Source organism: Burkholderia sp. CpTa8-5, assembly GCF_017815045.1.
In the GTDB taxonomy this organism is placed as follows: domain Bacteria; phylum Pseudomonadota; class Gammaproteobacteria; order Burkholderiales; family Burkholderiaceae; genus Burkholderia; species Burkholderia sola.
Genome location: NZ_JAGIQD010000013.1, coordinates 74,633 through 89,962, shown reverse-complemented (window position 1 = coordinate 89,962; position 15,330 = coordinate 74,633). Strand labels below are relative to the sequence as shown.

General features: G+C 60.4%; 12 protein-coding genes. 9 read left to right on the top strand and 3 right to left on the bottom strand.

Annotated features, from left to right (window positions below; genetic code table 11):
- Positions 1–30: 30 nt before the first annotated feature.
- The 6 genes from J8I35_RS20535 to J8I35_RS20510 all read left to right on the top strand — a co-directional run bounded on the left by J8I35_RS20535 (position 31) and on the right by J8I35_RS20510 (position 9,271).
- Entirely contained in the window at positions 31–4,611 is a 4,581-nt protein-coding gene (locus J8I35_RS20535; protein ID WP_209926769.1) for an RHS repeat-associated core domain-containing protein, read from the top strand.
- A 2-nt stretch (positions 4,612–4,613) separates the two neighbouring features.
- Positions 4,614–4,943, top strand: a complete 330-nt coding sequence (locus J8I35_RS20530) for a hypothetical protein (protein ID WP_050013109.1) — start codon at positions 4,614–4,616, stop codon at positions 4,941–4,943.
- Positions 4,944–5,387: 444 nt separating this feature from the next.
- Complete coding sequence (locus J8I35_RS20525) at positions 5,388–6,029, top strand: SMI1/KNR4 family protein (protein ID WP_143328866.1); 642 nt, start codon at positions 5,388–5,390, stop codon at positions 6,027–6,029.
- A gap of 75 nt (positions 6,030–6,104) precedes the next feature.
- Complete coding sequence (locus J8I35_RS20520) at positions 6,105–8,057, top strand: RHS repeat-associated core domain-containing protein (protein WP_245170346.1); 1,953 nt, start codon at positions 6,105–6,107, stop codon at positions 8,055–8,057.
- Positions 8,058–8,137: 80 nt separating this feature from the next.
- Positions 8,138–8,593 carry a hypothetical protein gene (locus J8I35_RS20515; protein WP_124557586.1) on the top strand — a complete coding sequence of 152 codons (456 nt, stop codon included), beginning with the start codon at positions 8,138–8,140 and terminating at the stop codon, positions 8,591–8,593.
- A 360-nt stretch (positions 8,594–8,953) separates the two neighbouring features.
- The gene (locus J8I35_RS20510; RefSeq protein WP_050013106.1) at positions 8,954–9,271 is read left to right on the top strand and encodes a hypothetical protein; all 318 of its coding nucleotides are present in this window, start codon (positions 8,954–8,956) and stop codon (positions 9,269–9,271) included.
- 125 nt (positions 9,272–9,396) lie between these two features.
- Here the strand turns inward: J8I35_RS20510 and icmH are convergent, their stop codons facing one another.
- The 3 genes from icmH to tssJ form a co-directional block, all read right to left on the bottom strand.
- On the bottom strand, positions 9,397–10,179 hold the full coding sequence (icmH, locus tag J8I35_RS20505; protein WP_050013105.1) for a type IVB secretion system protein IcmH/DotU: 783 nt from the start codon (positions 10,177–10,179) through the stop codon (positions 9,397–9,399).
- A complete protein-coding gene (gene tssK / locus J8I35_RS20500; RefSeq protein ID WP_006477098.1) occupies positions 10,176–11,522 on the bottom strand; it encodes a type VI secretion system baseplate subunit TssK in 1,347 nt (448 codons plus the stop codon). The genes icmH and tssK overlap by 4 nt, the downstream gene beginning before the upstream one ends.
- A gap of 102 nt (positions 11,523–11,624) precedes the next feature.
- Positions 11,625–12,236 carry a type VI secretion system lipoprotein TssJ gene (gene tssJ, locus J8I35_RS20495; protein WP_050013104.1) on the bottom strand — a complete coding sequence of 204 codons (612 nt, stop codon included), beginning with the start codon at positions 12,234–12,236 and terminating at the stop codon, positions 11,625–11,627.
- A 373-nt stretch (positions 12,237–12,609) separates the two neighbouring features.
- Here tssJ and J8I35_RS20490 point away from each other — a divergent pair, with 373 nt between their 5' ends.
- The 3 genes from J8I35_RS20490 to tssC are packed head-to-tail and all read left to right on the top strand — an operon-like array spanning position 12,610 to position 15,319.
- Positions 12,610–13,251 (top strand): tetratricopeptide repeat protein, encoded by a 642-nt coding sequence (locus tag J8I35_RS20490; protein WP_050013103.1) that lies wholly within the window; start codon positions 12,610–12,612, stop codon positions 13,249–13,251.
- Between the two features lie 46 nt (positions 13,252–13,297).
- Positions 13,298–13,813: a type VI secretion system contractile sheath small subunit gene (gene tssB, locus J8I35_RS20485; protein WP_006484395.1), complete on the top strand. Its 516-nt coding sequence runs from the start codon at positions 13,298–13,300 to the stop codon at positions 13,811–13,813.
- A 15-nt stretch (positions 13,814–13,828) separates the two neighbouring features.
- Positions 13,829–15,319, top strand: coding sequence for a type VI secretion system contractile sheath large subunit (gene tssC / locus J8I35_RS20480; protein ID WP_006477094.1), 1,491 nt, complete (start codon positions 13,829–13,831; stop codon positions 15,317–15,319).
- The last annotated feature ends 11 nt before the right edge of the window (positions 15,320–15,330 follow it).

Here is a 15,330-nt window from a genome sequence, read left to right as displayed (position 1 = left end):
TTAAAAAATACGAATTGAACGAAGAACGACATGGCACAACAACTTCCACCGGGCGCGGAGAAGGAACAGGCTGTTACGTGGCTCAGCGATGTTTCCGCCAAGGACGTCGCGGCGGTCGGCAACCGCTTCGACGCATGGTTGCGCCGTATCAGCGGCAATCACATCACGTTCGAGGACGTGAAGACGTTTGCCGGCGCCGTACCGATCGTCGGCAACATCATGGCGATGGTCGACGCGCTGGGTGATATTGCCGAAATCGTCGAGAAGCGCGGTGGCCAGGTGCTCGACTACATGAGCCTTGCGATCAACCTGCTCGGCATCATTCCGATTCCGCCGACACTCGCGCCGTTCCGGATGTCCGCGCGCCCGCTGCTCGCGCTCGTCCGTCACGAATTGCTGGCGACCCGCAACAATCTCGGCGCGGCGATCATCTCCGTGCTGGTCACGCATATCAATGCGACCTGCGCGACCGAGATCGAGGATTTTCTGAACAAGCTGAAGGCTGGCCTCGTCGAACTGCTCGACGGATGCGCGTCGAAAGCCGAGGAGCTCATGATCGCGCTGGCGACCGGCATGGACAAAGCGCTGCACGGACAGCTCTTCGATGCCAACGCCAATCTGAAACGCCAGCAACAGCTTGCGCAGAAGATGGCGGACAACCGGCCGTGGTACAGCCCGAGCCGGGTCGGTGACGGCATCCAGTTCGCGTACGAGGGGACCAAGGCGCTGGGGAAGAAGGTTGTCAACAAGGCGGCGGGCACGGCGGCGAAACTTGCGCCGGATGCGTGGCTCGAGCCGTTTCGCAGCACGGTGACCTTCCTTCGGACCGAGGCGCCGAAGATCGCGAAGTCGATCCGTTCGCTCGCCGGCAGCGAAGAAGGCAAGATGATGTGGCTGGTCGTGCAGCTGATCGAGGCGGTCGGGCGGGTGAAGGCACGTGCGAAGCTTCATGAGCAGACTGCGGACGTCAAGGCGAGCGGGAAAAGCCAGGCGAAGAAGACGCGCGGGCAGGAGGGGCTCGAGAAAACGGAGGGGCAGGCGCCGGCCGAAGGGCCGGGGAAGAGCACGTGCAAGGCGTGTGGGGTCGGGGCATCGCCGGCATCGATCGACTTCGCTTTCGGTGACGAAACGTTCTCCCACGTGGATTTCGACCTGCCGGGCGCCATGCCGCTCGTTTGGGAGCGTACGTATCGCTCCCGGCTGTCGGCCTATGACAACGGAGAGCTGGGCGCGCGGTGGATTACGCCGTACACGACGCGAATCGACATCAAGAACGGTCAGTGGATCTATCGCGATGTGGAAGGGCGCAGCATCGAGTATCCGGCACTGGCGGCCGGCGCGGCGCACGATGATCTGTCCGAGAATCTGACGCTGTCGCGGCTCGACGATACGTGGGTGACGATCGCATACGGCCATGACGCGCTGCATGTATACGAGCGCCGTGGCGACGCGTTCCGGCTCGCGATGCAGAAGGACCGTGCCGGCAACACGATCACGCTCGACTACGATGCGCTTGATCGCGTTGCACGCGTGATCGATGCGAGCGGCAATGTGCTCGCGTTCGAGCACGACCGGCATGGCCGGATCGTACAGATCGAGCATGTGCTCAAGGACGGTGCGCGTCGCACGCTGGCTCGCTACGAATACGATGCGAACGGCGATCTCGTGCGCGCGGTCGATCGTCATGGCAACGCGCGGACGTATCAATATCACCGCCACCTGGTGACGCGCTATACCGATCGCACGGGCCGCGGGATGACGCTCGAATGGGATGGCGCGGATGCTGAAGACAACGCAGACGCGAAATGTATTCGCGAATACGCCGACGACGGGAGTCTCGATCTTCGGCTCGCATGGAATCCGAACATCCGCCTGACCTACGTGACCGATGCCCTCGGTCAGACGACGCGGTACTACTTCAACATCCACGGCTACGTGTACCGGATCGTGTATCCGGACGGTAACCAGGAGTGGTTCCGGCGCGATGCCCACCACAATCTGGTATTGCATATCCGGCAGGATGGCAGCATCGAGCGGCGCGAATACGACGCGCGCGGCAATCTGGTTCAGCACGAACGGGCGGACGGCAGCGTTGTCGAGATGGCGTATGACGACAAGGATCAGATGATCCGGCTCGTCGATCCGAACGGGCATGTGTGGCAGCGCAAGTATGACGATGCCGGAAACCTCGTCGAGGAAATCGATCCGCTCGAGCATTCGACGAAGTACGAATACAACGACAAGGGTTTGCCGACGCAGATCATCGACGCAAAGGGCGGCTCGAAGACGATCGAGTACAACAATGCCGGGCAGATGACGAGCTATACGGACTGCTCCGGAAAGAAGACGGAGTGGCGCTACGACGACATCGGGCGTGTGATCGAGACAAAGGACGCGGCCGGCGGTGTGGCTGCCTATCGGTACGGACCGAACGGGCAGCCGACTGAAGTTCGCTCGCCTGCCGGCGTCGAGCAGCTCCAATACGATGCTGAAGGCCGCTTGCTCCGGCATACGGACCAGCTCAATCGTTCGACGCGATATGGCTACGATGCGGTCGGTCGCATTGCGAGTCGCGCCGATGCGCTCGGGCAGACGGTCGCGTATCGCTATGACCGTCTCGGGCGCTTGACCGCGTTGACCGATGCGAACTTTTCGACGTATCAGTTTCACTACGATCCTGCGGGGCGGTTGATCGAGGAAATCGGCTTTGACGGCAAGTCGACGCGCTATCAGTACGATCCGGACAGCGGCAGTCTTATTTCGATCGATGAAGCGGGTTGCGTGACGTCGGTCGACATCGATGTAAGCGGCCGACTGCTGAAGCGCGTCGCGGGGGAAAGCGAGGAACGGTTTGCCTACGATCCGAGCGGCAGGTTGATCGACGCGGTGAATCGGTACAGCCGCGTGCAGTTCTTCTTCGATCCAGTTGGTAATCTCGTGCGTGAACATCACGCCTACGATCTGTTCGGCGACCGGCGCAGCTACGTGTGGCATCACGAATACGACGAACTCGGCAATCGGCGGCGGACCGTTCGGCCGGACGGGCATGTGGTCGACTGGTTGATGTATGGCTCGGGACATGTGCACGGAATGTTGCTCGATGGCGAGGAGCGCGTGCAGTTCGAGCGTGACGATCTTCATCGCGAGACGGTGCGCGTGCTGTCGAGCAAGGTCGGGCAGCGCACGCACTACGATCCGGCCGGACGCGTGCTGCAGCAGACGATCCAGCGGTCGACGTCACCCGCGCCGCTTGCCGAGCGGCGGTATCGCTATGACGCGATGGGGCAGTTGTCGCGAATCGAGGACAGCCGCAAGGGCGGGACCGACTATCGATACGATCCGGTCGGACGGTTGATCGAAGCGATCAGTCCCATCGCGAAGGAACGGTTTGCATTCGATCCGGCGAGCAACATCATCGATCCGGTGCGGACCGCGGAGACGCCGGCATCGCGTCCGAGCCCGGTGCGGCCGGAAAGTACGTTGCCGGTCGAGGTGCCGAAGGTGCTCGGTAACCTGCTGAAGGCGTATGCAGGGATGCACTTCGAGTACGACGCACGTGGGAATCTGGTGCGCAAGCGTACGCCGGCGGGTGAGCAGGAATACGAGTGGGATGAGTTCAATCGCATGCTGTCTGCGCGCGTTGCCGAGACGTCGCGGCAGAGTCAGGTGCGGTATTTCTATGACGCATTCGGTCGGCGTATTGCGAAGGAGGTGAACGGCGAGCGGACGGTGTTCGGGTGGGATGGTGACACGCTGGCGTACGAGAGTGATGGCGAGCGCGGCACGCACTATCTCTACGAGCCGGGGACGTTCGTGCCGCTGGCGCAGTATGTGGCGGAGCGGGTCGAGGGGATCGCGACGCCGGTATGGACGAGTACCGACCGCTATGTGCCGGAGGAGGATCCGCTGCAGAAGGTGCCGGAGCGGCGGGGCGATGCGGCGGTGTTCTATTACCACTGCGATCAGATTGGTACGCCGCAGCTTCTAACGGACGATGATGGCGATGTGGTTTGGGAAGCGTCGTACAAGGCTTGGGGCGAAGCGCGGGAGGTGATTGAGCGGGCGTCGAAGGCGGCGGGGATTGTGGCGAGGAATCCGCTGCGGTTTCAGGGGCAACAGTTCGATGATGAGACAGGGCTCGCGTACAACCGGCATCGGTACTACGATCCGAGTTCGGGGCGTTTCGTATCGAACGATCCAATCGGTCTAGCCGGTGGCATCAACGTCTTCCAGTACGCGCCGAATCCAATCACTTGGATTGATCCACTTGGGTTGACTGGCACGTTCCCCTCGAATCCAGATGATATGACCAAAGTCCTGGGTGTCGATCCTAAGATTGGCGCGACGCCGGATGGAACGCCTCGATATACGTGGTTCCCGAACAGCAACACACGTATTCGCTATGAAAGCCATCCAGAAGGGTTGTGTCCATGTTCGCGGGGCTTCAATCCACGTCATCATGGCGCGCATTACCATGTTGAAACGAAGCCAGATGGTCTAAGCTGGGGCCAAGCCGCGCGTCGCGGGGCTATAAGCAAATCAAAACCGGATGGTTATACGCCAGGAAGTGGCACTGGCTTTACTCCGGGAGAAAATTTTCCGGGAGGGTAAAAGTGAAAGGTAGCGAAATTCTTGTCGCGGATGGTCAGATCGAAGCATTCTCTTACCAGGGGAACAGCCTGGCCGTCTCAGTTAAAACTGACCACGGAGCCTTTGATGTGATCTTCCATAGGGTCCTTGGGATGAAGGCATTTTCGCCGGAGGAGCAGGATTTGTCTCATTTGGCGGAAAGTTCCGCGAGTTCATTTCTCTCGGAAGTATGCATCGCGGTGGAGGAGCCGGTTGGTGGGTTCAGGGAGTTCAGCTTTATTTCCGCCTGGACCGACGAACCATTATTAACGGTCATTGCCGACGACGTTCAGGTTCGCAAAATGATGCTGTAGTAAGGGATTGTCTATGCTGCAACCGTCCTCTGCCGCCGCCGTGCGGAGTGGATTATAGCGAGAATGCGGGCGGAGGCGAAATTCAGCATCCGGTAGCCCAAGATATTTACGGCGCTGTTCCTAAGGATCCGCGTTCTCCATTTGCTCATGGTTGTTGTGGGGAACTCGATTCGCTTAGTTAAATTGCTGCAGGCAATAATGTCAAGTCAATTGATGCGTTGAAAGATATTGCTCAAGACGCAACATCAACAACTATTTGAAAGGATGGGATCATTTGAAGTTCTGTCCCTTTTGTGCTCAAGTGATGCGGAAATTGGGAGTGTGTGACGAAGTGAAGGAATGAGTGATCATTGGGGGTGAATGAGATTGAGTCGCTTGAGGCGAATGGACTAGAAAATAATGTTTCATTCGATAAAATCAAGAATCATTACGCAAAGTTTATGCTTGATCTCATTCGCTGCTCTTGCGATCTGTGTGGTAAGCCTCGTCGGTAAAGTCGGAGAGATATTCGTCGAGGCACTGCATCCGTATGGCAATCAAAAGAATCCGGATTTTCCCATTGATCGTGATGCCTTTGATATTGATCGAAAACAATACTGGCAAGATCGAGTGGCAGAGGCGAACGTCTCAAAAAATGGGGGGATGCGATCTGTGATTCCATCAACAGTCGAGCGGTATCTGGCTGGATCTACTGGCGACATCGCTAGGAGTGATCCGAGAACAGCCATGAGGACACTTCAGGACCTCGGCGTTGCTTCAGATACTGATTTTGGACAGTTCTATCTCAAGTATCAGGGGAGCTTTATAAGCCCGCGACCTGTTGCGGAGTTGCTTGATGTCGAGGGGCCATCTATTCCCGCAATCCCGGATCAAACGGAATATGTTAGGAATCTGTACGGTATTCCAGAAGAGTATTTGGCTTTAACGTCGGATGAAGGCGAGGGAATGTACCTGTACGGCAAGGACGATGGTGCCGTCTACGACCTTGATATTTCCGTGCTAAATGATTTTATAAAAGGGAAGATCCCGGCCCGCTGGGCTACATTTAACGATTTCTTGATTTGGTATTTTGAATTGTCGGTGTAGGAAAAAGGGTCGCGCGAGCGGCCCTTGGCGTTATTTAGGGGCGAAATTGTTGCCACACGGCTGGTCTCACTTTGATTGATAAGGTCAGCTGAAGCGCATCGCCAGGAACGGTTTGCCTACGATCCGGTCGGCAATCTCGTGCGTGAACATCACGCCTACGATCTGTTCGGCGACCGGCGCAGCCACGTGTGGCATCACGAATACGACGAACTCGGCAATCGGCGGCGCACGGTTCGGCCGGATGGGCACGTGGTCGACTGGTTGATGTATGGGTCGGGGCATGTGCACGGAATGTTGCTCGATGGCGAGGAGCGCGTGCAGTTCGAGCGTGACGATCTTCATCGCGAGACGGTGCGCGTGCTGTCGAGCAAGGTCGGGCAGCGCACGCACTACGATCCGGCCGGACGCGTGCTGCAGCAGACGATCCAGCGGTCGACGTCACCCGCGCCGCTTGCCGAGCGGCGGTATCGCTATGACGCGATGGGGCAGTTGTCGCGAATCGAGGACAGCCGCAAGGGCGGGACCGACTATCGATACGATCCGGTCGGACGGTTGATCGAAGCGATCAGTCCCATCGCGAAGGAACGGTTTGCATTCGATCCGGCGAGCAACATCATCGATCCGGTGCGGACCGCGGAGACGCCGGCATCGCGTCCGAGCCCGGTGCGGCCGGAAAGTACGTTGCCGGTCGAGGTGCCGAAGGTGCTCGGTAACCTGCTGAAGGCGTATGCAGGGATGCACTTCGAGTACGACGCACGTGGGAATCTGGTGCGCAAGCGTACGCCGGCGGGTGAGCAGGAATACGAGTGGGATGAGTTCAATCGCATGCTGTCTGCGCGCGTTGCCGAGACGTCGCGGCAGAGTCAGGTGCGGTATTTCTATGACGCATTCGGTCGGCGTATTGCGAAGGAGGTGAACGGCGAGCGGACGGTGTTCGGGTGGGATGGTGACACGCTGGCGTACGAGAGTGATGGCGAGCGCGGCACGCACTATCTCTACGAGCCGGGGACGTTCGTGCCGCTGGCGCAGTATGTGGCGGAGCGGGTCGAGGGGATCGCGACGCCGGTATGGACGAGTACCGACCGCTATGTGCCGGAGGAGGATCCGCTGCAGAAGGTGCCGGAGCGGCGGGGCGATGCGGCGGTGTTCTATTACCACTGCGATCAGATTGGTACGCCGCAGCTTCTAACGGACGATGATGGCGATGTGGTTTGGGAAGCGTCGTACAAGGCTTGGGGCGAAGCGCGGGAGGTGATTGAGCGGGCGTCGAAGGCGGCGGGGATTGTGGCGAAGAACTCGCTACGGTTTCAGGGGCAGCAGGTTGATGCGGAAACGGGGCTGCATTACAACCGGCATCGGTACTATGATCCTGCGTTCGGACGGTTTACGTCGGCGGATCCAATTGGGCTAACGGGTGGCTCAAACGGATATGAATATTCAGCCAATCCGGTCGACAGCATAGACCCTCGCGGTCTAACAGCAGACCGACTTGGGCGAAACCTCGCTCGAGCAGGTAGACCTCTTCAACCAGGCCAAACGCCACACCACATCGTTCAGGAGAATTGCCGCAAGAGCTTGCCAAATAGCCACGTGCAAAAGTCACGCGAAATTTTGGAGCGGAGTGATATTGATATCGACTCAGCTTCGAATGGCGCTCGTTTGTGGGGTACTGGTAACGCTCAAGTACAGGTGCCGGGGCACCCAGGACGAGTTGCTGCGCGGGCTGACGGTACTTACCACGCTGGCGCTCACGTCCACGGCACCGATAATGATAAGTTGATATATCAAGTGCTTAAGGGTGTGGAGAAGAGGGGGGCAATGTTGAAAATGCTCTCCGTGATATTGGACAACGAATGGAAAACGGCAGTTGGAAAGGCACGTTCAGTTGCTGTTGTGATTAGGAGGGTGACGAAATGCTATTGGAAGAGCCAATTGTCGAGAATATGCTGGCTACGCTTCGGCAGGAGTTTGAGTCGTTCGACTCGACGAACCTCTACAATCGATATCGTGAGATCAGAGATTCGGTAGACGATTGGAGGTTTTCGTCGGGCGATTATTTTTCGTGTCTTCCATATGAAGAGCAGCGACAGGGCTTCTCCGCGCCGAAGTTGCTTAAGAAACGCTATGAAAGCGTTGACGAAGCACGCTGGCTTGGGAAATACAGTGCGGGCTTCCGGGCTGGAAAGCATGTTGTGACAGTCATGCCAGGTCAAAAGACCGTGCGAGCGCTTAGTGCAGATTTGTACCGCGAAGACGATGGTGTAATCGATGTATGTAGCATCACGTACAAGGGAATTGACCATCCCGAGAAGGTGACGTCTCGTGTGATCGGTATTGCGCGGATGAAACCGCTCGATGAGTCGAACAAGGTGTACGTTGCTGTCGGCGAGAGCGGGGCATTCGCGGTTTATCGTTACACATACTCTGCTGACGGAAAGCCGCTGACTGCGCTGGCGTTTTCGAAAGGATGGACGCGCGAATCTCAGTGGGACTTCCATTACGACTCGTCCGGCGAGTTGGATCAAATTACAGCAGGGCCGGCGACACTTTGGACACGCGCGTAGCGGCGCTTGTCGAGAGCGCAATTTGCATCTTTCTTTCCTCGTGTGCGTCTTTCGCGATCCACCTCCCTCCGCATGGCGGGAGGGCTGGCATCGCTCACGCTCGTCGTACCCATGACCGCCAGGCTGGATCGCCTCGGATAACGGTAACGGGGATCATTGCGCGGGAGGCAACCGTCGAGCCCTTAGCGATGCGCATCGAAGATGCTCGACCGACAGCGACCACCGACCCGGCTTCGCGTATCCGAAATGGGCATAATGGCGGCTCCCCTGACGCGAGCGCTACGACGACGCAGGCACCTTCGGAGCCTGTGACATCACAGCTCCTGTATTGACTTCAGTCCAGTTATAACCGCAATACCCATGTCGACAACCTCCGCGACGACCGCGTCGCTGAAACACATTCTCGAACACCCCGGTGACTTTTCCGGGTGGCTCTGTCTGCCGCCGATGCCATGGACGCTCGCTACAGAAGGCGTGTTCATCGAAGACGCGGAACATGCCGAAACCGCCACACCACCCACTACCGTAGCGCAGCCCGACTGGTGCGTCACACTACCGAGCGCGACGATCGAAGACATCGTGATCAACGCACATGACCAGGTCGACGAACCCAGCGTCGCGCAATTGCTCGACGCATTCGTGTTCTACGTCGACAACGAAGAATTCATTCTGCTCTGACGACGCACACCACGCGTCACAGTAAAAAAGGACTGCCAAGCGGCAATGCCGTTCAGTTCTTAACTGAACGGCATTGCCGCACGCGATCCTTTTTCCATGAAGCGGCGTCGAAAAACACGCGCTTGTTACGGCAACGAAATCGTCAAATTAGCCGACTCCGGCCCCACCTTGATCACCTGCGAATAAGGCGCCAACGCCTGCAGCGTCTTGTCCTTGAGATAAGTATTGAGCCCGAGATACCCAAGCAGCGCCACAAGCGCGAACACCGCCCCAATCGCCCAAACCGGCACCTCCCGCTTCAACCGATGCGCGATCTGATCCGGCAGCGGCCAATGCGGAGCAAACGCAGCGCGCTTGCCCTTCATATGCGCGATCTCGTCGCCTAGCCGTGCGGTGAGATAAGCGAGCTTTTCCGGCCCCTCGAGCAGATACTTGCCTTGGAACCCGAGCAGCAGGCACATGTGAAACACCTCGAGCGACTGCAACCGCGCCGCGCCCTGCGCACGACATTCCTCGAGATACTGGAAGAACTTTTCCCCCGCGAGCTGCTCGCCGAACAGCACGAGCTGCAGCGGCCGGCGTTCCCAGTCCGCGCGGATCTTGAACTGCGACGACAGCACCATCTCGTCGATCGCCGCGCAGAACGCGAACTTCGCGCCGTACACGTCCTCGGCGGCGATATTCAGCTTCTTCGCGCCGCGCTCGAAATCCGACAGGAATTCCTGGATTCGCGTGCTGAACTCGCTGGCGCTGTCCGGCTCCCGCTTGTTCTTGAGCAGGAACAGCATGAAGAACCCGTCGTACAGCAAATCGAGCAGCGAACGGGCCTGGAACGCGGAGTCCGTCGACGCCGGGCTATGCAGGGGCGGCGGCACGTTGTCGCCGAACAGGGAGGGCGCGTAGCTCATGATGTGACCGCGATCAGTTCGAATTTCAGGTCATTGATGCCAGTCGGCGCATAGATCATCGCGGACTGGGCCTGCAGCATGCGCTCGTACAGCGGGCTGCGCGAATCGAGCGCGAAGTAGCACGCGCCGGGGCGCACCGGAATCGCGGGCGGCACCTGCGGCGTGTACGACAGCCGCACGCCCGGCATCGCCGACAGCACGAGCTTGTCGACGTCGTCGGGCGCGCCGACCTTGAAGCGGGCCGGCACCGCGTCGACGAGCTCGACGCTCGGCATGTCCGCGGACACCGCGAGGTAGAACTCTGTCTTGTCGTCGATCTTGCCGGAATCGAGGCGGCCGAGGTGGAACGACGGGCGCACCTCGTCGAGCGTGATCGCGAAATAGCGCGTCGAGATCACGGTGTCGAGCAGTTCGCGCAGCATCAGGTCGAGACGCGCGAAGCTCGGGCCCGGATCGTCATGGCGATACACGGGCAGGTCGGCGAGCGTATAGCCCTTCGAGAACGTCATCAGCTGGCCCGCGAGGCGCAGCAGTTCCTGGAACAGCCGTTCCGGATGCAGCGCCGCGTGCTGGTGCAGGTGCGCGAGCGTCGCGAATGCGGCGTTCGCCGTGTGCAGCAGCCAGAACGACGCGATGTCGCCCGAGCGGAATTCGATGATGTTCTTCGACGGCTCGCGGTGGAAGCCGTACAGCGCGTTCACCTTCGCCTGCAGCGCGTCGACCAGCTGGCGCAGCCGCTGATGCAGGATCGGCGACGCTTCGATCGCGAGGCACGGCGGCACGAAGCTGTCGTCGATCTCGAAGCCGGACGTCGCGGTGCGGCGCACGCGCACGAGCGGCACCGACAGCAACTGGTCGCGCGGCTCGCTGTGCGCGATCAGCTTGACCTGCGTCTTCAGGAACGTGATGTCGGCTTCCGCGGCGTCGGTGAAGTTGTCGGCGACGCTCGTCTGCTCGCTGACGAACCGCGTCATGAAGCCAGCGGCCGGATCGTCGCTGTAGTTGGTGCCGTTCTCGCGCAGCGGATGCAACGCGAGATAGAACACGAATTCGTTGATGCCGTCGGGCAACGTGTCCAGCGCGATCGGCGGCGGCAGGTCGTCGGCCTGCGGCGCGGCATACAGCGCGCCGTCCGGGAACACGAGCGCGAGTTCGGCTACCCGCAGCACGTTGCTGCCGAGCGCGTCGCGATCGATGCGCACCGAGCGCACGCCCCAGTTGTACGGCTGGATCGCCTGGATGGACTCGAACAGGCGCGCCTCGTGGTACGCGTCCTGCCGTTGAAAGTGTTGAGGCCGGAGGAACAGTCCTTCCCCCCACAGCACCTTGGCCGAATAACTCATGTCAAATCCGGTTAATGTGGCGTTGCGACGTAATCGATTTGTTCGTGCCCGAATTAAATCGCCAATTGTTAACTCTTGTTAATTGACATTCGTGCGTCATGTTTAACCGCAGGACACCGAAGACAGCATATTCAGCGGTTGCGAAGGCGCACCCTGTTGCGGTGCGATGACCGTGCCGTCGGTGACCGTCATCGCGCAATTATGCAGGCCGATGATTATGCCGGATTTCTCCGACTTCGCCGGATCGAACGTCAGTTTCCATCGTTGCAGTGCGGGATCGCGGAACAGCGCGACGATACCGAATGCCTGCGCCTCGCGCGATACCTTCTCGGTCGCCGTATAGCGCTGGCCCGGAATCAGCGTGATTTCGCGCACGTTCAGCAGATCGGCGCCGAGTGCGGCTTTTTCCTTGGTCGGATCGGTAAAGGCGTCGAACGGCGCCTGCTGGAACGAGGTCGGGTCCTTCAGCGCATAGAGCCGGACGACGAGCGCGAGCGGCTTGCGGTCGGTCGCGGCATTCAGGTTCGGCGCGGCGGCCAGCGTGAGCCCGATGTTGCGCGGCGGCTTCTGCGCGTCGGGCACCTCGGGCTTGCCGATGCCGGCCGCGGACATCACGGCGCTCGCGGCCGAGCCGAGCAGCGGGGCGGCCGCGCATCCGGCCAGGAGGGCGCACGCAAGCAGCGGCAGCGCGTAGCGAATCATGGACGATCTCATCGTTTTTCCGGCGTGCCGCCTTTATCCCTGTCAAAACTGCCGGGCATTGCCGCGTGCGCTGCGTATCCCCGACGTTGCATCGTTCAACTATTAAGCACGCCCGCGTCGTGGCAAGCGCCCGGAAATTTTTTCCGCCGCCCCGGCGGCGCGTCGTGCGATCAGTAAAACTTGCGCGCTCCAGCCCGAGGAAAAACCGCTGCGAGCCCGCAGCGAGAGGCCATTCGAGGGGGTAGCGCCCGGTTTTAAAAGGAATTACTCTTCACACGACGATTGAATTATGAAAAATTGATCGGTACTATACCCGCGCGCTTCTTGCAAAGCAAAAGAACCAGATTCTCAACGATTTAAAACTCACGCGCCGGTGGATATAACGATGAAAGACCGTCTGTTCGCAAAACTGTCTGGGGTGGTGGTGGCTTGCGGCGTGATCGCCGGCTGTGCGAGCCAGCCGTCCGCGCCGCCGACTGCGGAAGTATTCAACAAGTCGCTGGCCGATGCAGACGCCGTCGCGAAGGCGGGGGATCAGGACAAGGCGCTGGGCCTGTACCAGCAGCTCGCGAAGTCGGATCCGACGCGCGAGGAGCCGTGGTCGCGCATCGCGCAAATCCAGTTCGCACAAAACCATTACGGGCAGGCGATCGTCGCCGCCCAGGAAGCGCTGCAGCGCGACGCGACCGATCGTCAGGCGAAGAGCGTGCTGGCCGTCGCCGGCCTGCGGATCGCGACGCAGTCGCTCGGCGAGCTGCGCCAGGATGCGTCGCTCGCGGGCGACGCGAAGTCCGACGCGCAGGCGCTCGCGAAGCAGCTGCGCGACACGCTCGGCGAGTCGGCGCTGTTCCCGCCGGAGCAGCGGGCGCAGTCGAAGAAGTACGGCGGCCGCCGTGCGGTTCATCGTGCGAAGGCGGGGGCCGCACCGGCCACGGACACGGCCGCGAGCGCCGCCCCGACGCCGACCCCGACGCCGCCCGCCGCGCAAAAGGGCAGCGCGGATCCGTTCGGCGCACTGCGCAACTGAAACCGCAACTGACGCGATAACCACAACTAACCTGGGAGCCGTCGAGATGGCCAAGAAAGAAAGCATTCAGAAAAGCTTGCAGAAAATACGGCCGCCGCGCGTCCAGCTGACCTACGAGGTCGAGAAGGGCGATGCGATCGAGGTGAAGGAACTGCCGTTCGTCGTCGGGGTCGTCGGCGATCTGGCGGGCCAGTCCGAAATCGAGCAGCCGAAGCTGCGCGACCGCAAGTTCGTCAACATCGACCGCGACAATTTCGACGACGTGATGAAGGCGATCGAGCCGCGTGCCGCGTTCCAGGTGGAAAACCGCCTGAGCCCGGAAGGCGGCAAGTTCGCGGTCGACCTGAAGTTCCGCTCGCTGTCGGATTTCAGCCCGGACGAAGTCGTCGAACAGGTCGAGCCGTTGCGCCGCCTGCTCGAGGCGCGTTCGAAGCTCGCCGACCTGCGCAACAAGCTCGCCGGCAACGACAAGCTCGAGGATCTGCTGTCCGAGGTGCTGAAGAACACGCAGCAGCTGCAGGAGCTCGCGAAGGGCACCGGCGGCGACAAAGACGGCGAATGACGACGGAGTGTTGAGATGAACCAGCAAACGGCTGCGGCCCAAGCGAGCGGCGCGGAATACGCCGCCGGGACTTCGCTGCTCGACGACATCGTCGAGAAGAGCAAGGTCGCGAAATCCGATTCCGAGCATGCGCGTGCGAAGGACCTGATCGGCGAACTCGTGCACCAGGTGCTCGACGGCACGGTGATCGTGTCGGACAACCTGTCGGCCACGATCGACGCGCGCGTCGCGGAACTCGACCGCCTGATTTCCACGCAGCTTTCCGCCGTGATGCACGCGCCGGAATTCCAGCGCCTCGAAAGCACGTGGCGCGGAATGGATTATCTGGTCAAGGAAAGCAACACGGGCCAGACGATCAAGATCAAGGCGCTGCACGCGCCGAAGCGCGACCTCGTGCGCGACTTCAAGGGCGCGAGCGAGTTCGACCAGAGCGCGCTGTTCAAGAAAGTCTACGAAGAGGAATTCGGCACGTTCGGCGGCTCGCCGTTCGGTGCGCTGATCGGCGATTACGAGATCTCGCGTCAGCCCGAAGACATGTACTTCATCGAGCAGATGTCGCACGTCGCCGCGGCCGCGCATGCGCCGTTCATCGCGTCGGCGTCGCCGGAGCTGCTCGGCCTCGAGTCGTTCTCCGACCTCGGCAAGCCGCGCGACCTCGGCAAGGTGTTCGACACCGTCGAATACGCGAAGTGGAAGTCGTTCCGCGACGCGGAGGATTCGCGCTACGTCGGCCTGACGCTGCCGCGCTTCCTCGGCCGCCTGCCGTTCAATCCGAAGGACGGCCAGACCGCGGAGAACTTCAACTTCGTCGAGGACGTCGACGGCACCGATCACGACAAGTACCTGTGGTGCAACGCGGCATGGGCCTTCGCGGCCCGCCTGACGGCCGCGTTCGACGACTTCGGCTGGTGCGCGGCGATCCGCGGCGTCGAAGGCGGCGGCCTCGTCGAGGACCTGCCGACCCACACGTTCAAGACCGACGACGGCGAAGTCGCGCTGAAGTGCCCGACCGAAATCGCGATCACCGATCGCCGCGAGAAGGAGCTGAGCGACCTCGGCTTCATCCCGCTCGTCCATTGCAAGAACTCAGATTACGCCGCGTTCTTCGCTGCGCAGTCGGTGCAGAAGCCGAAGAAATACAGCACCGACAGCGCGAATGCGAACGCCGTCCTGTCCGCCCAGCTTCAGTACATCTTCTCGGTATCGCGCGTCGCGCACTACCTGAAGGCGATGATGCGGGACAAGATCGGCAGCTTCGCATCGGCGCAGAACGTGGAGACTTTCCTCAACCGGTGGATTTCGCAATACGTCCTGCTCGACGACAACGCCTCGCAGGAACAGAAAGCGCAATTTCCGCTGCGCGAGGCATCCATACAAGTGTCGGAGATTCCGGGCAAGCCGGGCTCGTATCGTTCGGTCGCGTTCCTGCGCCCGCACTTTCAGCTCGACGAACTCTCGATTTCTCTGCGACTTGTCGCTGATCTGCCCAAACCGGCAAATTCATAAGCGAGTAGATC

Excerpts from the sequence above, each read along its gene's own strand:
- J8I35_RS20535 (WP_209926769.1), top strand. The coding sequence starts at position 31 with ATGGCACAACAACTTCCACCGGGCGCGGAGAAGGAACAGGCTGTTACG.
- J8I35_RS20510 (WP_050013106.1), top strand. The coding sequence starts at position 8,954 with ATGTCGACAACCTCCGCGACGACCGCGTCGCTGAAACACATTCTCGAA.
- icmH (WP_050013105.1), bottom strand. The coding sequence starts at position 10,179 with ATGAGCTACGCGCCCTCCCTGTTCGGCGACAACGTGCCGCCGCCCCTG.
- tssK (WP_006477098.1), bottom strand. The coding sequence starts at position 11,522 with ATGAGTTATTCGGCCAAGGTGCTGTGGGGGGAAGGACTGTTCCTCCGG.
- tssJ (WP_050013104.1), bottom strand. The coding sequence starts at position 12,236 with ATGAGATCGTCCATGATTCGCTACGCGCTGCCGCTGCTTGCGTGCGCC.
- J8I35_RS20490 (WP_050013103.1), top strand. The coding sequence starts at position 12,610 with ATGAAAGACCGTCTGTTCGCAAAACTGTCTGGGGTGGTGGTGGCTTGC.
- tssB (WP_006484395.1), top strand. The coding sequence starts at position 13,298 with ATGGCCAAGAAAGAAAGCATTCAGAAAAGCTTGCAGAAAATACGGCCG.
- tssC (WP_006477094.1), top strand. The coding sequence starts at position 13,829 with ATGAACCAGCAAACGGCTGCGGCCCAAGCGAGCGGCGCGGAATACGCC.